This is a genomic window from Roseibium sp. SCP15, from assembly GCF_040329435.1.
Taxonomy (GTDB): Bacteria; Pseudomonadota; Alphaproteobacteria; order Rhizobiales; family Stappiaceae; genus Roseibium.
This window is the reverse complement of sequence record NZ_JBDZYI010000003.1, coordinates 64,829-85,215: the sequence shown is the minus strand read 5'-3', so window position 1 is coordinate 85,215 and position 20,387 is coordinate 64,829. Positions and strand designations below refer to the sequence as shown.

At 55.0% G+C, this 20,387-nt stretch carries 17 protein-coding genes; 5 read left to right on the top strand and 12 right to left on the bottom strand.

What is annotated here, in order from left to right; translation table 11 throughout:
* Nucleotides 1–72: 72 nt before the first annotated feature.
* The 5 genes from ABLO27_RS14185 to ABLO27_RS14165 form a co-directional block, all read right to left on the bottom strand.
* Nucleotides 73–726 carry a hypothetical protein gene (locus ABLO27_RS14185; protein ID WP_353033597.1) on the bottom strand — a complete coding sequence of 218 codons (654 nt, stop codon included), beginning with the start codon at nucleotides 724–726 and terminating at the stop codon, nucleotides 73–75.
* Between the two features lie 185 nt (nucleotides 727–911).
* Nucleotides 912–1,439, bottom strand: a complete 528-nt coding sequence (locus tag ABLO27_RS14180) for a transglutaminase-like cysteine peptidase (protein ID WP_353033596.1) — start codon at nucleotides 1,437–1,439, stop codon at nucleotides 912–914.
* Nucleotides 1,440–1,883: 444 nt separating this feature from the next.
* Nucleotides 1,884–3,197, bottom strand: coding sequence for an HlyD family type I secretion periplasmic adaptor subunit (locus ABLO27_RS14175; protein WP_353033595.1), 1,314 nt, complete (start codon nucleotides 3,195–3,197; stop codon nucleotides 1,884–1,886).
* Nucleotides 3,194–5,398, bottom strand: a complete 2,205-nt coding sequence (locus ABLO27_RS14170; RefSeq protein WP_353033594.1) for a type I secretion system permease/ATPase — start codon at nucleotides 5,396–5,398, stop codon at nucleotides 3,194–3,196. Before ABLO27_RS14170 ends, ABLO27_RS14175 begins: the two co-directional genes overlap by 4 nt.
* 186 nt (nucleotides 5,399–5,584) lie before the next feature.
* Entirely contained in the window at nucleotides 5,585–6,922 is a 1,338-nt protein-coding gene (locus ABLO27_RS14165; RefSeq protein ID WP_417714808.1) for a TolC family outer membrane protein, read from the bottom strand.
* A gap of 630 nt (nucleotides 6,923–7,552) precedes the next feature.
* On the opposite strand from ABLO27_RS14165, the gene ABLO27_RS14160 reads away from it, so the two are divergent.
* A complete protein-coding gene (locus tag ABLO27_RS14160) occupies nucleotides 7,553–8,728 on the top strand; it encodes an alpha-D-ribose 1-methylphosphonate 5-triphosphate diphosphatase (protein WP_353033592.1) in 1,176 nt (391 codons plus the stop codon).
* A gap of 137 nt (nucleotides 8,729–8,865) precedes the next feature.
* Here ABLO27_RS14160 and ABLO27_RS14155 read toward each other — a convergent pair whose 3' ends face one another.
* Nucleotides 8,866–10,965: an EAL domain-containing protein gene (locus tag ABLO27_RS14155; protein WP_353033591.1), complete on the bottom strand. Its 2,100-nt coding sequence runs from the start codon at nucleotides 10,963–10,965 to the stop codon at nucleotides 8,866–8,868.
* Between the two features lie 651 nt (nucleotides 10,966–11,616).
* On the opposite strand from ABLO27_RS14155, the gene ABLO27_RS14150 reads away from it, so the two are divergent.
* Nucleotides 11,617–13,041 (top strand): TrkH family potassium uptake protein, encoded by a 1,425-nt coding sequence (locus ABLO27_RS14150; protein WP_352944381.1) that lies wholly within the window; start codon nucleotides 11,617–11,619, stop codon nucleotides 13,039–13,041.
* A gap of 41 nt (nucleotides 13,042–13,082) precedes the next feature.
* Nucleotides 13,083–13,787 (top strand): DNA/RNA nuclease SfsA, encoded by a 705-nt coding sequence (gene sfsA / locus ABLO27_RS14145; RefSeq protein ID WP_353033590.1) that lies wholly within the window; start codon nucleotides 13,083–13,085, stop codon nucleotides 13,785–13,787.
* 13 nt (nucleotides 13,788–13,800) lie between these two features.
* On the opposite strand, the gene ABLO27_RS14140 is transcribed toward sfsA, so the two are convergent.
* From ABLO27_RS14140 to ABLO27_RS14120, 5 genes are all read right to left on the bottom strand, one after another.
* Nucleotides 13,801–14,472 (bottom strand): L,D-transpeptidase, encoded by a 672-nt coding sequence (locus ABLO27_RS14140; RefSeq protein WP_353033589.1) that lies wholly within the window; start codon nucleotides 14,470–14,472, stop codon nucleotides 13,801–13,803.
* Between the two features lie 205 nt (nucleotides 14,473–14,677).
* A complete protein-coding gene (gpt, locus tag ABLO27_RS14135) occupies nucleotides 14,678–15,187 on the bottom strand; it encodes a xanthine phosphoribosyltransferase (protein ID WP_352942658.1) in 510 nt (169 codons plus the stop codon).
* A gap of 15 nt (nucleotides 15,188–15,202) precedes the next feature.
* The gene (locus tag ABLO27_RS14130; RefSeq protein ID WP_353033588.1) at nucleotides 15,203–15,946 is read right to left on the bottom strand and encodes a competence/damage-inducible protein A; all 744 of its coding nucleotides are present in this window, start codon (nucleotides 15,944–15,946) and stop codon (nucleotides 15,203–15,205) included.
* 73 nt (nucleotides 15,947–16,019) lie between these two features.
* Nucleotides 16,020–17,222 carry an FAD-dependent monooxygenase gene (locus tag ABLO27_RS14125; protein WP_353033587.1) on the bottom strand — a complete coding sequence of 401 codons (1,203 nt, stop codon included), beginning with the start codon at nucleotides 17,220–17,222 and terminating at the stop codon, nucleotides 16,020–16,022.
* A 14-nt stretch (nucleotides 17,223–17,236) separates the two neighbouring features.
* Complete coding sequence (locus ABLO27_RS14120; RefSeq protein WP_352942667.1) at nucleotides 17,237–17,482, bottom strand: zinc-finger domain-containing protein; 246 nt, start codon at nucleotides 17,480–17,482, stop codon at nucleotides 17,237–17,239.
* A gap of 263 nt (nucleotides 17,483–17,745) precedes the next feature.
* On the opposite strand from ABLO27_RS14120, the gene ABLO27_RS14115 reads away from it, so the two are divergent.
* Nucleotides 17,746–18,501 (top strand): alpha/beta fold hydrolase, encoded by a 756-nt coding sequence (locus ABLO27_RS14115; protein ID WP_353033586.1) that lies wholly within the window; start codon nucleotides 17,746–17,748, stop codon nucleotides 18,499–18,501.
* A gap of 71 nt (nucleotides 18,502–18,572) precedes the next feature.
* Nucleotides 18,573–19,457, top strand: a complete 885-nt coding sequence (locus tag ABLO27_RS14110; protein WP_353033585.1) for an alpha/beta fold hydrolase — start codon at nucleotides 18,573–18,575, stop codon at nucleotides 19,455–19,457.
* Nucleotides 19,458–19,561: 104 nt separating this feature from the next.
* Here ABLO27_RS14110 and ABLO27_RS14105 read toward each other — a convergent pair whose 3' ends face one another.
* Nucleotides 19,562–20,371: an enoyl-CoA hydratase-related protein gene (locus tag ABLO27_RS14105; protein ID WP_353033584.1), complete on the bottom strand. Its 810-nt coding sequence runs from the start codon at nucleotides 20,369–20,371 to the stop codon at nucleotides 19,562–19,564.
* Nucleotides 20,372–20,387: the final 16 nt, after the last annotated feature.

Below are 20,387 nucleotides of genomic sequence, written 5' to 3'. Positions count from 1 at the left end.
CATGCTGCCCGGCGTATCAGGTAGCACATCAACGTGGTCATGGAATACGGGGGCGTTTTTCGCCCGTCGGTTTCAGGACAATGGCCCTCGTTGCCGTTTCATCAGCACTGCGCCCAAGAGACCCAGCATAGCCGATGCAAGTCCGCCAAGAATTGCCAGCAGTCGCGTTCTGTCCGGTATGGTTGAAATGCTGGAGGCACTGCCTGCCCCGGAGGCTGAAATGCTCGAGGTGACTTCGACGCCTTCGCCAGCCTGAGGCAGCAACACGCTCATGGCGCTTTCTGGCAGGTATCCGGCGAGTTTGCCCGAAACGCTCTTCAGATCTTCAAAATCGAGGACGTCGGCTTCGAGCCTGGGAGTCTCGGTAATTGGGGCAGAGGCGGGGCTTTGCCCGGAAGCCAGCAGCTCGGTTCCATCGACCGTTTCCAGTGTAATGCGTTCCAATCCCGTCTCTTCGCTCGCAGCGTTCAAAATGGTCCGGAGATAATTCTCCAGTTCCACAGTGTCTTCGCTGTCCGGGTGCTTGCTGGCAATAGCGAGATATTCAGGAATGAGAGGCAAGGTGGCGAGTTCTTCAAGGCGCAAGCGGGGGACGGTCAGGCGTGCTTCGCTTAGCGCGGATATGAGTTGCTGGTGCACAACTGCCCTTGATGCCGCATGTTCCTCAAGCGCGGTCCTTTGACCTTCCGCCAGTGTGAAACCACCAACAACGATGCCCCCCCCCACGAGACAGCCCCCAAGGGCGAAACACAGAGCAGGAGAAAAGCTGGAACGTGTTCGAATCACGGCACTTTGAGGTTTGTCTACCATATGGTGCCTATAGCATGCCCCTGCGGGTTTTGGGGAGCTTGAAAGCGCGACCTCGCTGCAACTCAAAGAGAGCTCATGCAGTGAGCAACTGGGGTGCGGCTTTAACGAGTTGCTGATTTCAGGCGGGAAGCGAGACGGATCGGATCACCCTTTTGCGGCAAATGAGACCATTCGCCTGCAGCATTTACAGAATAAAGAGGCTGATAGTGTGGAAGATCTCTCTCAAAACGGATGCGAGAGAAACGATTGTCCAGAATGAGCCATTTGCCTTTGTGGCGGACGGAAAGGACCGCGTGATATTGCCTTGCTGCCGTATCCCGCAGGACTACGATCCGCATGTCTTCGTCCTCAACACCCAGATCTCTCAAAAGGGCGTATTTCAAAATAGCATAGTCTTCGCAGTCTCCTGCGCGATGCCGGAGAGTTTCGACCGGGCTTGCCCAGTACTCACCTGTTTTCCAAAGACTGCTGTCTTCCTGATAGGACAGCAGGCGGTTGACCATGTAATTCACCTTCGGAATCTGAAGACCCCGGCGCTTTGTTTTGACTTGATTCAGAATTGCCGAATACGCGCGAAAATCCTGACGCCGAGCATTCGCTTTCTGACTGTCCGGGGATAGATCGCTCATTGCCCGTTGCCAGCGTTTTGTTACTGGTGTCAGTGGAACAGACTTGCCCATGGACCCAAAAATGAGAGTCGGTTTCAGACCGGATCTATCGCTTGGTGGCAGGGGAGTGACGGTTTCCCTTGGCTTTGTGGTTGGTGTCAATCGGACGGCAGACAGTTTCACAGGCCTTGCAGGAGGCGAGGCTACAACTGGTGAAAAATGAAGTTCGGCAACAAGCGACTGCGCGCGAGCGGACACCAGCAAGGAGGACTGAAGCAGCTCCCGGGTCTTATCAGAACCAGTCCGTGGTTCTTCTGCATGTGCGTGTGAGATCGCCGTCTGCAAGGCAAGTGCGCAAAGCAGCGCTTGCCAGGTTTTGGGCACAACTTTCCCGTTCGCTACCGGCAATACCGGAGCGGTTGCACTCTGTTCCATCTGCCGATCGCCTCATTTATTGTCGAGACGTCAGCGCTCCCGGAGTGCTTCGTCCCGTACTTTCTTGATCGGCTTTAAGATGTAGTCCAGAACCGTTTTCTCACCGGTTAATATATCTATTGACGCCACCATTCCTGGTATTATTGGTAAAGGATCAGTATCTGAACCAAGATAGTTTTTATCTGTTCGGATCATGACGCGGAAGAAGCGATTACCTTCCTCATCTTCCGTTGTGTCTGCACTGATCCGCTCCAATTTGCCGTCAAGTCCGCCGTATACGGAAAAGTCATAGGCGGTAATCTTCACTTGGGCGTTCTGACCAGGATAAAGAAAGGCCACATCCTTCGGTCGAATTTGCGCCTCGATGAGAAGGGTGTCCTCCAAAGGAACGATCTCAACCAGGTCGGCTGCCGGTTGAACAACCGCGCCGATGGTGGTGATGTTGAGCTTGTTGATGATGCCCTTTACAGGTGAAACCAGCTCGGTCCGGCGCACACGATCTGCCGCACCTTTCATGCTTTCATTGATGACTGCCAGCTCGCCACGCGCCTCGGCAAGTTGTTGTCGCGCTTCGGAAACAAAACTTGAAACAGCATTGCGCGAGCGTTCCTTTGCTTCTTCCTTCGCCGCCAAGGCGCGTTGCACGGATGCTCTGGTGATCTGGAGTTCGCCTTCACTTTCCTTCAACTGTCGCTGCAGGCGAAGAAATTCGATTTCGGGCAGAACCTTGCGCTCATAAAGCTTTTGGTTGATTTCAACCTCGCGCTTCATGATTTCGATGACGGACTGAAGCTTGGTCTCCTTGGCCAGCAGCTCCTGATATTCCTGTTCGCGCTGGGAAGACTGGTTGCGCAAAACACTGAGCTCGTTGTTCAGGCTAGCCTTTTTGTCCCGATAGACGTTCTCTTCTTCTTCGATAAGCTCGGGAACGGCTTTGGTCAGAAGTTCCGGAAACTCCAACGGGCGTTGATCGGCTTCAGAATCGAGACGCGTGATACGTGCCATGAGGGCCCATCGCCTCTGCCGGATTTCGCCGAGCTGAGACGAAAAAGTCGTATCATCAATCTCGATAAGGGGTTGACCTTCCTCAACGATGTCACCTTCCCGGACGAAAATCTTTTCCACTATGCCGCGGTCCGGAGCCTGCACGACCTGGATTTGCCGGGACGGGACCACACGCCCATCGCCGCGGGTGACCTCTTCCAGCGTTGCAAAGTAGGCCCACGTAATCCCGACGACAAAGAGCAAAAGGCCAATTCTGACAACGTTGGTCGTGTATCTGGGTGGTTTGGTCCGGATGACGTCCCGAATATCGTTGGCGTAATTCCAATCACCTGAGCTCATGATGTTTTACCTTCCGGCTTCTGGTGATTGGCAGCGTTTGCTGCGCCCAGTTCCTGAAGCTTCTTCAGAACCTCCTGTCTTGGTCCATCCAAGGCGAGCTTACCGAAATCGAGGGTGATCAGCCGGTCGGTCAGTTCGACGAGGCTCATGCGGTGTGTGCTGATGATGACCGTTGTGTCCGGGCTGTTAAATTCCTTTAATCTGGATATCAGCTTTCGCTCCGAGGCAAGGTCAAGGTGACTGGAAGGTTCATCCAAAAACAGAACACGCGGCTTGCGAAGCAGAATTCGGGCAAGTGCCACGGCCTGTTTCTGACCACCCGACAGGAACCGACCGCCTTCGCCGACCTGGAGGTCGTATCCCAGCGGGTTCTGCGCAACAAACTCCTCAACACCGGCGATCCTTGCGGCTTCGACAAGAGCATCATCATCGGCAAACGGGTCACCAGCAGCGATGTTCTCCCGGACGGTGCCGCTGAAGAGTACGTTGTCCTGAGACAGGAAACCGACATTCGCTCTCAAGTCCGCCGGGTCGAACTGGCGCGTATCGGTTCCGTCAATCAGCACGGTTCCGTTTGACGGGTAGTAGAGGCCGGATGTGAGCCTGCCGACAGTGCTTTTGCCAGATCCGACGCGGCCAATCAGGCCAACGGTTTCGCCGGGCGCAACTTTGAACGATACGTTTTTCAGGCTGTCATCCTCAGCACCAGGATAACGGAAGCTCACGCCCTTGAACTCGACGGATCCGGAGGCAATGCGTTTGTTGATATAGGTGCGTCCTGGTTTGCGTTCCGTTTCAGTCGTCATGACTTCATTCAGAATTTTGAATGAATGCATGGTTTGTCGGAGCCGGGTCAGCGTGTTTGCAACATTTGCAAGTGGTGCCAAAACACGACCAGACAACATCATGGCGGCAATGAGCGCCCCCATGGTGATATCACCGCTGGAAATGAGATAGACGCCCCAAACGATGATGCCGATCGATACCGAGGCCTGCACCAGCCCGGTACCTGATTGCGCGATCAACGCCCAGAAGCGTCCTTTCATGATTGCAGCGCTACTGGCTGCCACCGAGCGTTCCCACTTGGTCTGCATACGGCCTTCCGCATTCAGCGCCCGGACCGTGTCCAGGTTGGCGATACTTTCCACCAGGATGGAATGACGGATGGCACTTTCCTTGTGCGATTTCTCAATCGCTCCGGAAAGGGGAGCCTGAACGAACAGGCTGATCGCAAGCACGATCGGGATGGCAATGAGGGGAACGACGGCAATCGGTCCAACTAGCAGGAAAAGCACTGCAACGAAGATGCCGATGAAGAACAGGTCGATTAACGAGACCAGAGACGACGAGGTGATGAATTCCCGAACGTTTTCAAATTCACGGATGTGGTTGGCAAATTGCCCCGAGCTGACAGGTCGTTTCTCGAAATCGATTGCCAGCGCATGTGCAAAGATCTTGCTCGCCAGTTCGTTGTCAGCCTGCTTGCCGGCAACATTGATGATCTGGCCACGGGCGATCTTCAGAACAAAATCGAATACCAGCGAGAGAATGACGCCGATCGCCAAGGCCCACAATGTGGGGATCGCGAAATTGGGAACCACGCGATCATAAACGTTCATGGTGAAAAGCGGAGAGGCGAGGGCGAGCAGGTTTATCAGGAGGGCTGCCATTGCAACGTGCGCATAGTCGCGCCAATAGCTTGAAATCGTGCTCCAGAACCAGTGACCCTGGGCGTTCAATGCGCGTTCGCTCTTGCCGCTCGTATCCGATGCGGGCTGGAAAAAGATCGCATACCCGCTGTATTCGTGCTGAAACTCGCTCAAGGGGCGATGAACCGTACCGGTATGCTCGCTCGGATTAACAAGCTCCACGGTTCCGTTCTGCATGTTGAGACCAGTCAGCACCAGCATTTCCGAAGACTTGGTTGCAACGATGCAAGGGAGCGCGGCAAGTGGAATTGCATCAAGCAATTTCTGATCCGGCAGAACCTTCAATCCGCAATTGCCAGCGGCCCTTCCGAGAATGCCAACGGTCAGGCACTCCTGAGATTGGGGCAGGCCATTCCAGATGACCGAGTCGGTCACGTGGTATCCGTGAACACGGGCGATGTATTTCAGAGCTTCCGCAAGCGGGTCTTTTTCGGCTGTTGGCCGTCGGGTGGTTCCCGCTAAAGTCTTCTGATCGGCGTCCTGATTCAGCATGTCGGGCGTAGGCTCTAAGGCTATGTCACCGCTCATTTTGGTCCTGTGACCGGGAATTCAACCTTCATGAACGAATTGTGTCCGTCCGAAACGAATTCGCCGGCAGCGGGAATTCCTGCTGCGGTGTACGTGTCTCATTTTTCAGCTTGCTGGGGTGCCAGCAAGCTTTATCCTGCCCGGAAATTGTTAGAATTTACGTAACGGCTCGATGCCAAAGCCGCCGGATTGCGGGAAAATCGAAGCGTTATCGCGCTGTCCGTCTGCCGCTTCTGCCGGCGGTGTCACATTCAGGTAAGCCAGCAGGTCGCCGGATGTTGCCCTCAACTGATAGGTCGAGAACGCATAAACGGCGCGTGAGGAAATCAATTCGATTTCGCTGTTGAATAGAGCATTTTCCGCGTTCAGCACGTCAAGAAGCGTACGCTGACCAATGTCGTATTCCTGCCGATAGCCTTCGACGACCTGGCGGTTTGCCGCCAATTGCTCGCGCAATGCCTTGATACGGTCCGTTGTTGTCGTGACGGAGGCGTAGGAACGCTCGATGCCTTCCTTCAATTCCCGGCGAACTCGATCAACCCGGATCTGCGTTTCAACGAACCGTTCGCCATATTCGTTTGTCAGCGCGGCATCCCGGCCACCATTGAAGAGATTCCAGGAAAAGACGACCTTTCCCGAATATTCGTTGTTTCGACCTTCAATTCCCCCCAGGTCATCACCAACAGTGGCTTCGCCCCGAAGGGCGACTTCAGGCATGAAATTGCCTTGAGAGGATTTGTACTCGAATTCGGCCGCATCAGCATCGGCCATGGCGGCTCGTACCGACGGGTGCGTTTGCACAGCTACATCAACGAGATGCTTGACCGAACCCGAGGGGAGGGATGCCGGCTTTGCGGGGGCGAGTGACTTTGGTTCCTGGCCGACCACGCGCTCGTATTTTGCGATGGTGTCCAGAAGGGATTTCTGGACTTCGGTCACGATGACCTCAGCTGCCGCAACCCGTTCACGGGCCTGAGATAGATCTGCAGCTCCGGTTTCACCACCTTCAAAGCGCAATTGTACGTCTGAATAGATCTTGCGGTGTTTTGCGACGTTCAGGCGGGCCTTTGAGAGGATCGCGGTATGACGCAGAACATCGATATAAGACTCAACTGCATCCAGTGCTGTTGCCTCGGAGCGTTCCATCACTCGCAGGGCTGCGCCATCCACGCGTGCACTTTGCCGATAGACTTCGTTCACGGATGTGAAGCCGTCGAACAGAAGTTGTTCTACAGCCACCGTGAATTCCTTGGAAAACCGCCACTCGTCATTTTCATTCGCGGTAAAGGAGTTCGGACGGTCCAGGCGCTCTGGTCCGAGGGCTGCGGAGACATCCAATGTCGGCAGAAACGCGCCTTGAGAACGACGATACTCATAATCGCGCGCACGCCGGTTGGCGGCCGATTCAAGAACATCCGGATTTGTTGATACTGCTTCTTGAACAACTTGCCTGAGATCGGCCGCGAACGAAAAGTCTACCAAGCACACACTCAGAAAGAGTGCAGGAATTATACGCATAGCCCAAGACGCCACTTAGATGATAAGTTGCGGCACAATATTATACGTTAGTTGCTTTCCCAAGCGTTTGTGCGGTCAGTGTAATTGTAAATTTTACAATTGTTGCCTTCCTGCAACGAAATGGTCCCTACATGCCTCTTTCGAAAGAGGAAATTAGTGTTCTGTTAATGAATATGGCGAAGTAAGCTGCCTGTGAATTAGTTACAAGGGTATCGTTTTTATGAATTTGATTCCCTTTTTTCAAAAAAACCGACTTTTTTGGCTATGCGAATAGACGAGCGATTCTATCTGAATCACCAAATAATATCTAAGGCAATGTAGCGCTCAGTACTTCTGAGGGTTGTTTGTTCAAATGCCCTTAAGGGTTGATTTTCAGCGTATTGGGCTTGGCAAGAGGTCGTGAATGTCCAGGTGAAACGGCTGAACTGGTCTATTGCCTCTTTGTTGCTATCCTTGCCCTGGATCCCGATTTGTCATGCCTTTGTATGGAAACCTTCACAATTTGGGCCGGGAACATCGGTAAAAGGCCCTGTTGCCTGAACAGGATTTTCCGACTCGGTATTGGGTTTGGGTACGAGCAGCTTTTCATTGGGAGAGCACATGACATTTGCTGACAAGGCCGCCGCAACAGGCAGCGAACTGACCGTTTTGAAAAATGCCCGGATCATACTGGGCGATGAGATCGTTACAGGTCATCTTGCATTTGCCGCCGGCAAAATCGTCACTGTTGATACCGGTGTTTCGCCGCAATCGGGCGAAGATCTGAATGGCGACTATCTGCTTCCCGGCTTGATAGACATTCATACCGATCATTTCGAAAAACATGTTTATCCACGGGCTCACGTGCGCTGGGATCCGCTGCGTGCGGCGCTTGCGCATGATGCCCAGATCATCGGCAGCGGGATCACCACGGTCTTCGACAGTATTTGTGTCGGCGCGACGGTCACTCGACCGGAACGGCGAGAGGTTTTGGCACCGATGATTGACGCGTTGGAGCTGGCGCAATCATCAGGAATGCTTCGTGCCGAGCATCTTGTTCACTTGCGCTGTGAAGTGACCGACGCGGAAACGGCCCGCTTGACGGAAGAAAATATCGGCAAGGAAATTGTTCGGATGGTTTCGGTCATGGAGCACCTGCCGGGGCGCCGGCAGAGCAAGAACATCGAAGCATACATCGAGCGAAGGATGGCGGATACGGGAGAAACGCGCGCTGAGGCGGAAAGGAACACGCAAGAGCTTCTGACCTTTTCCGACGATATCAGCGAGCAAGTCCGCCCAGCCGTGGTCGGACTAGCCCATGAGCACAAGTTGCCGCTGCTCAGTCACGACGATACCGAGTTGCATCACGTGGACGAAGCCGTTTCAGAAGGTGTCACGGTATCTGAGTTTCCCTGCACGATCGAGGCGGCGCGGAAGGCCAAGGATCATGGCATGTACGTGGTTGGAGGAGCGCCCAATGTCCTTCGCGGTGGCTCTCAGTCCGGCAACGTGGCTGTCAGAGACCTCATGCAGGAAACTCTGGTGGACATTCTTGCGTCGGATTACGTGCCGCGCTCTTTGCTCGACTGCGCATTCTCCATAGCTTGGGATGACGCCTTTAATGAAGATCTTCCTGCTGCCGTTCGCCTTGTAACCCGAATGCCCGCGGAAGTGTCTGGCCTGACCGATCGAGGTGAAATCAGGCAGGGGAAGAGGGCCGATCTTCTTCATGTTGGTGTTGCTAAAGGGCATCCATTTGTAAAGCAAGCCTGGGTCGCTGGTCGAAGAGTTCTCTAGGAACGCTTCCGTGTGGCTGCACGTTGATTGCAGCATGAGCTAGCGGGCTTCAGATGGCCGGAATTGGCAATTGCCGTCCGGTTGGCAGATGCTGGCTGAAAGCGCAAAGCCAATGAATGTTTCCAGGACTTCTCAGGTCAGGCCGGCCGCTTGCTCCGGGCAGTGAGTTCTTTGGCTGGGGCATGAGCGATTTCCAGAAGGCGGCTTGGCAGGTTTTCTGCAGGCACTGCTGCCGAAAAGTAGAAGCCCTGTACGCTGTCACACCCAAGAGCCGAGGCCAGTGCAAATTCTCCGTCGGTTTCCGCGCCTTCTGCCACCACGCGCAGGCCAAGGCTGCGGCCAAGGCCGACAATCGCGTGGAAGAGCTGTTCCTTTTGTTCGGTGCGATCCGCGCCGGAAAGAAAGGCCCTGTCGATTTTGAGTTCCTTGAAAGGCAACCGGTGAAGGTAAATGAGTGACGAATAGCCTGAGCCAAAATCGTCCAGAGACAATTGCACACCGATGTTCTGGAGTTTTGACAGGATGTCATGGACGGTTTGCTCGCTGGTGTCGACGAACACGTTCTCGGTCACCTCAAGGCAAAGTTTGTCGGCCGGCAGCCTGTACCACTCCAGAACGTTCTTTACGTTTTCGGCAAAACTTGGTTGCCGGAACTGGAGTGGCGAAACGTTGACGGAAACCTGGTTGAACTCAAACCCTGCCTTTGTCCACCGCGCCGCCTGTTTGCAGGCCTCTTCAAGAACATATTGGCCAAGGTCAAGAATGAGTCCGGTTTTCTCCGCGATGGGTATGAACTCGGAGGGAGGGATAAAACCTCGCTTTTCGCTCGGCCACCGGATCAACGCTTCCAGGCCGGTCAGAGTTCGGCTCCGCGGGCAGATCTGCGGTTGATAGTGCAGAACGAGCTTGCGAGTTTTCAGCGCTGCTCTCAGGAGCGTTTCCATGAGCATTTCGGTCTGAATGCGCTCGTTGAAATGGGATGCAAAAAACGCGTAACCGGACCCGTCGGTCGCTTTTGCCTCTCTGAGCGCCAGCCCGGCAACACGGTGGGCCGTTTCGGCGTCCTCGGCGTCACGTGGCAGAAGAGCAATGCCGATGCAGGGCTCCACCCGAATTTCCGCTTCATCGAGTTTGAAGGGAGCTGCAAGTAACTCCAAAGCCCGCTTTGCGCAGCTTTCGGCGGTAGCGCCGTCGCTGTCATAGGGAAGCAATATGCAGAAATCGTCTGCCGAAATTCTGGCGATCTGGGCACTCGGCCCAAAGACGTTTGCAAGCCGAACATAGGTCTGGAGGAGGACACGGTTGCCGACCTGTTGACCGAAAGTGTCGTTGATCTTGGAAAATCCATTGAAATCAAAATGGAGAAGGGATGCTCCGAAGGAACCTGATCGGGATCTTTTCAGTGCGTCATTGAGATCAGCGAAATAGCGGGCGCGATTTCCTGCAGTTGTCACCTGGTCGATATAGGCGAGTTTGTGCAGCTTGTCCTGAAGGTCGGTGACACGATCAAGCCCGTGGGCCAGGTCGCCAATTTCATCTTGCCTGTCAGCATGCGGAACGTGGACGGGCTGTTTTCCGTTTGCAAGTTCGTCCGCAGTGCTTGCGAGTTGCCGTAGGGGGTTCAATTCGCGGCGCAGAAACAGATAGCCTGCCAGCATGGCTCCGGCGATGATCGCGATAGCTGCGGTAAGGATTCGTGCCTGCAGGCGATTTTCCGCAGCCGTGAGATCGTCCATCCAGCCGACATCAATTTCAATCGCGCCTACGACTTGCCCTTTGTCGGAGAGAATTGGTGTCAGGTAAGCAAGGCGAAGTCGGTTCTCTACCGGAACATTGCCGACGAAAGGAGCACCTTTCTTGAGGATGGCAAAGGCAGGATGTTTGCGATTGAGCGGGGCGGCGGACGTGTCGCTGTTTTCAGCTGTGTGAGAAGAATGCACAACCTGCTCGAACGAGCGCGCGGATGGAGACCACTTGAAAAGCCTGGCAGCCCCTTGATTGGTTTCCCCGATCACCGCGATGAGCCGGTCGAGTTTCTTGCCGTCTGAAAACGGGAACTCATCTGAGTTTCCCTTCAAGGCAAGTGGATTGCCTTCCGCGTTAAAAACAGGACGCACGACATTCCCGGTGCCCGTGGACAGGATCGTGACAGCCGCATGGGCAGCACGATCGATACGGGCGACGGCGTTGTCATTCGTTGCTTTGGACAGTTCGAAATAACTGAGACCCGATACCATGAGGATGCTGCAAAGCACCATGGTGAGCAGAATGACACTAATCCGGAATACAAGCGAATGTAGACCAAACTTGTTAATCGCACCAAATCCCTGTTCTTTTCACCTTGTGGGTGAGTTTTTGTTCTTGGCACGCGAGAGTAATTGCTAATAGCTACGAAATTCTGAATGCTGTATTATAAAATGAACTTTATTAGAGGTTGTGTTGAAGTTTCTTGGCTAGAGTAGTCGAAATATAGGCCTGAAGTATCTCAAGAAACTGCGGAGAATACGTACGGGATCTGCCGTATTGACAGGGTTTATGGTTTGATTTTTCGTTCTCCATCGTATCGACGGGCGATTTATTGAATTTCTCTTTGTCGATTATTTTCGCTTTTGTCCGCTTTTGCCGAATTTCATGCGTGATGCTTTGTGTGAATTGGTTGAGAAACACGAAGAACGCGGCACGGCTTTAACGGCTTCTCTGATTAAGTGATGTTCCGAGCTGTGCGCCGGGTACCGTTTTGAGCTTTACTCTGGGGGTACGTCCTCAGAAGCCATTGGAAAACGAGCGGAAAAGCGCTAGGACGATGGTCTTGGGTCCAGAAGGGGCAATCTAACTACTGCTGCAACGGTGTTCGGGACGAGTTCTGCTTGATTTCTCTCAGACCAGTATTGAATGTTCTCGGGTTTTTGTATGTCGGTCTGGCGACCGCCATGCTCATTCCGGCCATTGTTGATGTCGCGCAGAAAAATGCCGACTGGCAGGCGTTTGTGTTTTCGGCGCTTCTGACCGGAATGATCGGCATGCTTCTTTCATTGGCGGTCGGGGGAGCGTTGCGAGAAGGGCTGGACACTCGGCAGACCTTCATTTTGACAACGCTGGCATGGGCGACCCTGCCTGCATTTGGTGCCCTGCCGTTTCTTTGGCTGGGCGTTGGCTATGCAGATGCCGTCTTTGAGGCTGTCTCCGGTTTCACAACCACCGGATCGACCATCCTGACGGGCATTGACGGCTTGCCTCCCGGGTTGCTCGTCTGGAGATCCATGCTGCAATGGATGGGCGGTGTCGGCATCATCGTTATGGCGATCGTTCTGCTGCCGTTTCTGCGGATCGGCGGTATGCAGCTTTTCCAGAGTGAGAACTCCGACCGGTCGGAAAAAATCGTCAGTCGGTCAGTTGAACTGATCAGACTTCTGGGACTTGCCTACCTGTTTCTGACCGTGTTGTGCATTGCAGCTTACCTTGCGACTGGCATGGAACTGTTTGACGCGTTCAACCACGCCCTGACAACAATCGCGACCGGCGGATATTCGACGCACGATCAGTCGTTCGGCTACTTCACCAATCCGGCTTCCGCCTGGGTTGCCATCGTGTTCATGGTGATCGGCGCGCTGCCGTTTGTACTGATCATCCAGGCTCTGCGGGGACATCCGCTTCAGCTCTGGCGGGATCCGCAGGTGAGGGCGCTGCTGGGATTTCTGGTTCTGGTGTCCCTGACACTCACCGTCTATCTCGGCATCAACATGCGCTTCCCGTTTGACGAGGCTCTGTTGCGCGCGACCTTCAACGTCGTGTCCATTGTGACAGGCACGGGATATGCGCTTGGAGATTTCTCGCAGTGGGGCGCGCCCGTTGTCGGTATCACCTTGCTGCTGATGTTTGTCGGCGGGTGTACCGGGTCGACCACCGGCGGCATCAAGATATTCCGCTTCCTGGTGTTCTTCGGAACCGTTCGCGCTCACCTGCGCCGCATGGTTCGCCCACACCGGATCGTATCGGAAGAATATGCAGGCACTCGCTTGACGCCGGAACTGTCTTTCTCGGTTCTTGCGTTCCTGGTGGTCTATATGGGCTCTGTCGGCATCATCACGGTGGCCTTGTCCTTCTTCGATCTGGATCTCGTGACCGCCATTTCGGCAGCAGCAACGTCTGTCGGCAATGTTGGCCCGGGCCTCGGCCCCGTGATCGGACCGGCCGGGCACTTCGCGCCGCTTCCCGATGGAGCAAAGTGGCTGCTGTCCTTTGCGATGCTTGTCGGGCGTCTGGAACTCTTTACGGTTCTCGTACTTCTCGATCCAGACTTCTGGTCCAAGTAACCTTCTTTTGCCGCGGCTTTTCTTTTCCCGAGGACGTCGACATGAAGTTTTCAGCTCCGCTCGTCAGCGGTCGTCTCGTAAAGCGCTACAAGCGTTTCCTTGCTGACGTGGTACTTGATGAGGACGGCAGCGAAATCACTGCGCATTGTGCCAATCCCGGGTCGATGCTGGGCTTGAAGGATCCGGATTCCAAGGTCTGGCTTTCCCGTTCGGACAACCCCAAGCGCAAGCTCAAGTTTTCCTGGGAAGTGATTGAGGCTGACGGCGCATTGGTTGGCATCAACACAGCCCACCCAAACAAGCTGGTCGAGGAAGCGCTGGAAGCAGGTCGGATCGAGGAGCTTTCAGGATATCAATCGCTTCGGCGTGAAGTGAAGTACGGCAAGAACTCCCGTATCGATATCCTTTTGGAAGGTGACGATGGCGCAAGGACCTATGTTGAAGTCAAGAATGTGCATCTGATGCGCCAGCCGGGACTTGCCGAGTTTCCGGACAGTGTTACCGCGCGCGGCGCGAAACATCTTGCTGAGCTGGCGGATATGGTTGCGGAGGGCCACCGCGCCGCAATGGTGTTTCTGGTTCAACGCCCTGATTGTCAACGTCTCAACCTGGCCGGAGATATTGATCCCAATTACGCCGAGGCTTTCAAGTCTGCGCGCGAAGCGGGCGTTGAAGTGTTTGCGATTGGTTGCGATGTCCGCCTTGACGGCATAGATGCGGTGAAGCCCGTCGAGATCGTAATCTGACGGGCTCCCCAGATCAGGCCTGCCGCACCACGATCGGCGTTCCGTCCGGAACCCTGTTGTAAAGATCGATGACGTCCTGTTGCAGCAATCTTACGCAGCCGGATGAAACCGCCTTTCCGATGGACCATGTTTCGGACGTTCCGTGCACGCGGTAGAGCGTGTCCTTGCCACCTTCAAAAATGTAAAGCGCGCGTGCTCCCAGAGGATTTTCAAGTCCAGGCGCCATGCCGTTCTTGAACTCGACGAGCTCCGGTTCGCGCGCAATCATGTCTGCCGGCGGTGTCCAGGTGGGCCAGGGGCGCTTGTAGGCAATTCGTGCTCTTCCGCCCCAATCGAACCCGGCACGCCCGATGCCGACGCCGTAGCGCATGGCCTTGCCGTTTTCCATCGTCAGGTAAAGAAACCGGTTGGGCGTGTCGACGATGATGGTGCCGGCGGGTTCGGGAGAATAATAGTCAACAAGTTGACGGTAGTAGACCGGGTCAATCTTGGTCAGATCGACGGCGGGAATGGGAAACCGTTCTTCCGGCATCGCACGGTACATTTGAAGGTACTCCGGTGCGATGTAGGCGCCCTGCGCCGTTTGGGCGCCTGTCGCAGGCAATTGTCCAGTGCGGTTGCCGGAGGCGCACGCTGCAGTCAGGGCTGCGGCGGCGGAGGCAAGAAACAGACGTCGGTTCAGCATTCCAATTCCCGTTAAAGATCTTTTGTTGTCGTCATGCCCGCCCGTGCATTCTGTCATGCAGCGGTACATGCAAATAGCCGGTCGAAAACCCATGGTTCGACCGGCCTCGCAACGCCTTATCAGGAAATTTCCGGCGGAAACGTGGCAACACCTTCACCTTGCGGTGAACCTCGCAACAGTTTGCTGCTGGTGTTGCAGTTTTGCCTTAGCCGGCGGTGTCTTTGGAAAGCGGCGGCTGGAACTGCCAGCCCATGTCCCAAGGGAAATAGATCCAGGTGTCCTGAGAAACTTCGGTGATGAAGGTATCGACCATCGGGACACCGACAGGCTTTGCATAAACCGTTGCATAATGTGCCTTCGGCAACATCTCGCGGACGACTTTCAGGGTTTTGCCGGTGTCGACGAGATCGTCGATCACCAGAACGCCGCTGCCTTCACCGTCTTCCAGGTCGACCACCTTCGGATCGATTGGCTTGATGACCTGCAGCTGACCCTGGTTGTCATAGTCGTGATAGGAGGCGATACAGACGGTTTCAATTGTCCGGATGCCGAGTTCGCGAGCGACGATGCCTGCAGGAACGAGACCGCCACGGGTAATGCAGACGATGGCCTTCCATTCCCCTTCGCTCGACAGCCGCCAGGCAAGGGCACGGGAATCTCTGTGAAACATGTCCCACGAAACCGGGAACGCTTTGTCTTGAGCTGGGTTTTCCATGATTTGTCCTTCAGATTATCCCGAGATCTCGGCAACGGCCTCAGCCACGTCGCGTGCTGCGGCTTTCAAGATGGCCTCGTCCCGTGAGCGGATAACGATCTGTGTTGTAAATTTTCCTTCGGAAGCCTGTGGATAGGATCCGATCAGTGTTTGCGGGTGAGCGTCCTGGATGGCGGCCAGCCGCTCCGCGATCCGGCTTTCAGGCATGTCGGCGGCAACGGTTTCCGAAAGCATTTTCTTGCCGGTGGCAAGCGTTGGCGCGATGGCATCCATCATAGCCTGCATGATCGACGGAATGCCCGCCATGACATGCACATTGCCAATCTTGAACCCCGGTGCTTTTGAAACCTTGTTCAGGATCAGGTCGGCGCCTTCCGGAATGCGTGCCATGCGTTGACGCGCGGGTGTGAACTGGCCCGCAGCATAGTGCTTTTCCATGATTGCGACGGCGCGCGGATCAAGATTGAGCGGCACGCCAAATGCCGCCGCAATGCTTTCCGCGGTGATATCGTCGTGCGTCGGCCCGATACCGCCGGAGGTGAACACGTAATCGTATTTCGCGCGCAGGTCGTTGACCGCGCCTACGATTTCCGCCTGTTCGTCAGGGACGATTCTGACTTCCTTCAGGTCGATACCAAGAGACGTCAGATAGTCGGCTACAAAGCCGATATTCTTGTCCTTCGTCCGCCCTGACAGAATTTCGTCGCCAATGACCAGGAATGCAGCGGTAACTATCTCATCTGCCTTCTGACCGGTCATATTCACACTCCCTGACACTTGGATGGAGATTGGCTTTATCCCAGCTTTTTGCCGAGCTCAAGCGAAAGCCGGATTACAGTTCGGGAGACCAACCATAAATGTCGTCGAAACGGGCTGCCAGTTTCTCCGGTTTTGAAAAGCGCAAAACCGTGTCGCGGGCGAATGCCGGTGCTCCAGAGAAATGGAATACCCGAGCATTCCTGCGCGCAATACCCTGTATCCGGGAAGCGCGGGGTTTGCGTTGCCGTTCGAATGATCTCAGAGCCGCAGGAATGTTTTCAACGTCTGCGGGAAGGTGTTTGGCAAGGATGGCAGCATCTTCGATCGCCATGGCTGCACCTTGAGCCATGTAGGGTAGCATGGCATGAGCCGCGTCACCCAGAAGGGTCATGTGTCCGTGCGCCCAGGGGCCGGAGGCATCCACGCTACAAAGTGCCCATTTCAGCCAGTTTGACGGCAGTCCAAGCAGATTACGGATTTCTGCCGGCCAATCCTTGAACACATGTAGAACCGTTTCCTTGTCTGCTTTGGCCGACCATGTCTGATCACTCCAGGGCTCTTCCACCAGCGCAACGATGTTAAGTTCACGTCCGCCACGGATGGGATAATGAACAAGATGCGAGTTACGGTGAAGCCAAAGTCCGGAATCGGTGGTCCACCTGGCGGGCACCTGGTCAATGGGAAGTGTGGCCCGATAGGCGACCTGACCGCTGAACTGTGCGTTTTCGTGGCTCGGAACCATCTGGCGGGTTTTTGACCAGACACCATCGGCCCCGATAAGGGCCTTGCAGTTCAACTTTCCGACACCATCGTCGTCCTGGAAGTTGCAAACCATGCTGTCATAAGGCGTGGAGATCAGGTCCAGCACTTCAGTCCCCAGGCGAACCGATATTCCGGGTGTTGCCTGAACCTGTTCCAGCAGGACGCGCTGCAGATCTGCACGGTGTATGACCCAAAACGGATTGCCGTGGCGCTGCTTGATGAAGGAGCCAAGTGCGACGTGAGAAATCTGCTCGCCGGAAACGCCGGACCAGATGCGCAGTCTTTCAGGGGCATAAGCGAAAGGTTGCAGAGCGTCGAGTACGCCCAGGTCCTTGAGCACGGCACATGCATTGGGTGAAAGTTGCAGGCCAGCACCAACTTCTGAAAGTTGGCTGACCTTGTCGAACAGGACAATTTCATGCCCCTGTCGATGCAAAGCCAAGGCGGCAGTAAGGCCACCAATTCCAGCACCTGCGATTACGACCGGGTGAGGGCTTTCACCATTTTCGCTCATGAGCAGCTTGTGACCTAGGCCGCAGCGGGCGTCCAGCTGCAGTCGGCCGGAGATGACTCTTTTGCTTCCAGCGTCGTGTCGTACTTGTAGAGTGTGGAGCAGTATGGGCAGACAACTTCGTTTTCACTGCCCATGTCGAGAAAGATATGCGGGTGATCAAAAGGCGGCTTGGCACCGATGCACATGAATTCGCGCGCGCCGATTGCAATGGAATCGTGTCCACTTGAGTTCTGAAAATGCGGGACAACCTGATCCGCCATTGTCTCGTTCCTCTGAATTTCAAAAGAGCCTTACGATCGCTTGGGTACTGTCATGCCCAAGTCAGGCTCCGATAGCAAATTTTCGCGACCATATCCATTTGTGAAGAGAAAGGGTAGAGGCGTTGAGATGCGATCCACCGCCGCACGCAGGAAAACCCCTGGAATCGGCCCGCGACCGACATTTCATCTTTGCCAATGACGGCCAATGATTTTACTGTAGGTCACAAGGTGATTTTCCGTTTACGTAAAGGTTAGTTTGGTATATGCCTCAGTTTGAGTTTGATGGAGTTCGGATTGCTTATCTGGACGAAGGGCAAGGAGATCCGATCCTGCTCATTCACGGATTTGCATCCAACAAGCAGGTGAATTGGGAATATCCCGGCTGGGTAAAGCTTCTTGTCGAGGATGGCCGGCGCGTCATCGCAATCGACAACCGGGGACATGGCGAAAGTCAGAAATTCTATGACCCTGCTGCCTATGGCGCACCGATCATGGCTGAAGATGCAAGGCGTCTTCTGGACCATCTGGAGATCGAGCGCACTGATGTGATGGGATATTCGATGGGGGCGAGGATCTCGGCGTTTCTGACCTTAAATCACCCAAATCGGGTGAAGCGCGCAATCTTCAGCGGTCTCGGCTATGGCATGGTTGCCGGTGTCGGCGATCCCGAGCCGATCGCCTCCGCGCTGGAAACAGATCGCATTCAGGATGTTGCAGACCGGACGGGCCGGGCCTTCAGGGCGTTTGCGGAACAGACAGGTTCCGACCGGCGAGCCCTGGCTGCTTGCATGCGCTCTTCAAGACAGAAGATCAGTGAAGAGGATGTCTCGCGCATCGAGCGTCCGGTTCTGGTTGCTGTCGGAACCAAGGATGACATCGCCGGCTCGCCGAAAAAACTGGCGGCCCTGATGCCGCATGCCGATGTCCTGGATATTCCTGGACGCGATCACATGGTGGCCGTCGGCGACAAGGTGCACAAGCAGGGTGTTCTGGCGTTTTTGAACAACGTTGAGGCCTAGGCTTCAGCGAGAAATCGATGAGGGTGTCCGGAGAGGCACTCCAACGGACAAGGGCAGGCATGGGAGGATTTATGGGCCCGAAACGAGTTGAATTTCAGGGAGTGGAAGCCAACAGCCTGATCGCGGATCGCTATGGCGCCGGCGAGCAGCCCGTGATCATGTTGCATGGTGGCGGTCAGACACGCCACTCCTGGGATGCCGCAGCTCAGCGTATCGCAAGCCTCGGTCACCCGGTTTACTCAGTGGACCAGCGTGGACATGGCGAAAGCAGTTGGGTCCCGTCCGGAAAATACACCTTTCCCGATTTTGCCAAGGACCTGGTTGCCGTTACGCGTCAGGTTCATGCCCTCCATAGATCAAAACCCGTCGTTGTCGGGGCCTCGCTTGGAGGCTTTGCGGGAATGCTGGCGGAAGGCCAGGAAAATCCGGGCGGCCTGGCAGCGCTGGTCCTGGTGGATATCACTCCTCGGATCGACATGGGTGGTGTCGCAAAGATCCTCGGGTTCATGGGAGATCGAGTCGAAGACGGTTTTGAAAATGTGGAAGAGGCCGCCGAGGCCATTGCCAGATACCTTCCGAACCGTGTCAGACCTGCGGACTTGTCAGGTCTCTCCAAGAATCTTCGTCTGCACGATGACGGTCGTTACCGTTGGCACTGGGATCCCGCTTTCCTGAAAGCAAAGCAAAAGAACGATCCCCGTTTGGCCGCCGAAGTGCAGGAAAACATGTTGGCTGCGGCTGGAAATCTCTCCTTGCCGGTTCTTCTGATCCGTGGACAGAATTCCGAACTCGTTTCCATGGAGCACGTGAAAGAGTTTCAGCAAAGGGTTCCGCACGCGAAATTTACGGATATTCGCGATGCAGGTCACATGGTGGCAGGTGACAAAAATGATGTCTTCGCATCGGCAGTTGAAGAGTTTCTGGTCGATCTGACATCGAATGCAGAGGTTGCCTGAAGCGGAGATACTCTCTTCATTCAATGCCTTGTCGGGAGAGATTTAGAAAGTGATTCCGGCAGCGCTGCCCGCCCACAGTTGAGTGCGTCTCAGCCTGCGAAACTTCAACGACCTTTGAATACAGGGTGTCGCTTTTCAAGAAACGCCCGGTATCCTTCCCGGTAATCTTCACTGTCGATGCAAGTCTGTGCGTCCCTGAGGGCAGTGCCAAGGTTAGTGTCGGATGAATGCGAAAGCTGGTTCACGGCATGCTTTGCGGCCTTGAGCGATAGAGGAGCGTTGGCGCAAATTGAGCTGCACAGGTTCTCAATTCGGCTTTCCAGCTTGTCTTCGTCCAGGACTTCATTGACCAGGCCCATCTGAAGTGCGCGTTCGGCGGAAAATCTTTCACCAGTGAAAAGGAGCTGCTTGGCGTCTGCGGGGGGAACAGCTGCAAGCAGATCCCCGAGCGCTTCCGGTGGATAGGCCAGACCGAGTTTCGCGGCAGGAATTCCGAAGAATGCGGAGCGTGTGGCGAGGCGAATGTCGCAAGCCAATGCGATGCCAAGACCGCCACCGAGGCAAGGGCCATGAATCGCCGCGATTACGGGTATGCTCAGCAACCGCAATGCCTTGAAAGCCGCCACATTGATATCGTCATAGCGTTTGGCTGACACGGGATTGGAGCGAACGGCTTCGAATTCGGAAATGTCGGCACCTGCACAGAAATTCTGTCCACCGGCTCCCCTGACGATGCAAACACGTGCAGATGAATGAGTTTCAATCTGTTGAACCAACGTCGGAATGCGTTCCCAGGCCGCGAGGGGAAGGGCGTTTTTGCGTGTCGGCGCGTTCAGCACAAGTTCTGCGACCTGGCCCCCTAAAATCAGCTGCGGATTGTCAGTTTCTGAAAAAACTGCATCGGGATCTGTCATAATCACTCCACATCTC

Excerpts from the sequence above, each read along its gene's own strand:
- ABLO27_RS14140 (WP_353033589.1), bottom strand. The coding sequence starts at position 14,472 with ATGCTGAACCGACGTCTGTTTCTTGCCTCCGCCGCCGCAGCCCTGACT.
- ABLO27_RS14125 (WP_353033587.1), bottom strand. The coding sequence starts at position 17,222 with ATGAGCGAAAATGGTGAAAGCCCTCACCCGGTCGTAATCGCAGGTGCT.
- ABLO27_RS14105 (WP_353033584.1), bottom strand. The coding sequence starts at position 20,371 with ATGACAGATCCCGATGCAGTTTTTTCAGAAACTGACAATCCGCAGCTG.
- ABLO27_RS14160 (WP_353033592.1), top strand. The coding sequence starts at position 7,553 with ATGACATTTGCTGACAAGGCCGCCGCAACAGGCAGCGAACTGACCGTT.
- ABLO27_RS14175 (WP_353033595.1), bottom strand. The coding sequence starts at position 3,197 with ATGAGCTCAGGTGATTGGAATTACGCCAACGATATTCGGGACGTCATC.
- ABLO27_RS14155 (WP_353033591.1), bottom strand. The coding sequence starts at position 10,965 with ATGGTATCGGGTCTCAGTTATTTCGAACTGTCCAAAGCAACGAATGAC.
- ABLO27_RS14130 (WP_353033588.1), bottom strand. The coding sequence starts at position 15,946 with ATGACCGGTCAGAAGGCAGATGAGATAGTTACCGCTGCATTCCTGGTC.
- ABLO27_RS14180 (WP_353033596.1), bottom strand. The coding sequence starts at position 1,439 with ATGAGCGATCTATCCCCGGACAGTCAGAAAGCGAATGCTCGGCGTCAG.
- ABLO27_RS14120 (WP_352942667.1), bottom strand. The coding sequence starts at position 17,482 with ATGGCGGATCAGGTTGTCCCGCATTTTCAGAACTCAAGTGGACACGAT.
- ABLO27_RS14170 (WP_353033594.1), bottom strand. The coding sequence starts at position 5,398 with ATGCTGAATCAGGACGCCGATCAGAAGACTTTAGCGGGAACCACCCGA.
- ABLO27_RS14115 (WP_353033586.1), top strand. The coding sequence starts at position 17,746 with ATGCCTCAGTTTGAGTTTGATGGAGTTCGGATTGCTTATCTGGACGAA.
- sfsA (WP_353033590.1), top strand. The coding sequence starts at position 13,083 with ATGAAGTTTTCAGCTCCGCTCGTCAGCGGTCGTCTCGTAAAGCGCTAC.
- ABLO27_RS14110 (WP_353033585.1), top strand. The coding sequence starts at position 18,573 with ATGGGCCCGAAACGAGTTGAATTTCAGGGAGTGGAAGCCAACAGCCTG.
- gpt (WP_352942658.1), bottom strand. The coding sequence starts at position 15,187 with ATGGAAAACCCAGCTCAAGACAAAGCGTTCCCGGTTTCGTGGGACATG.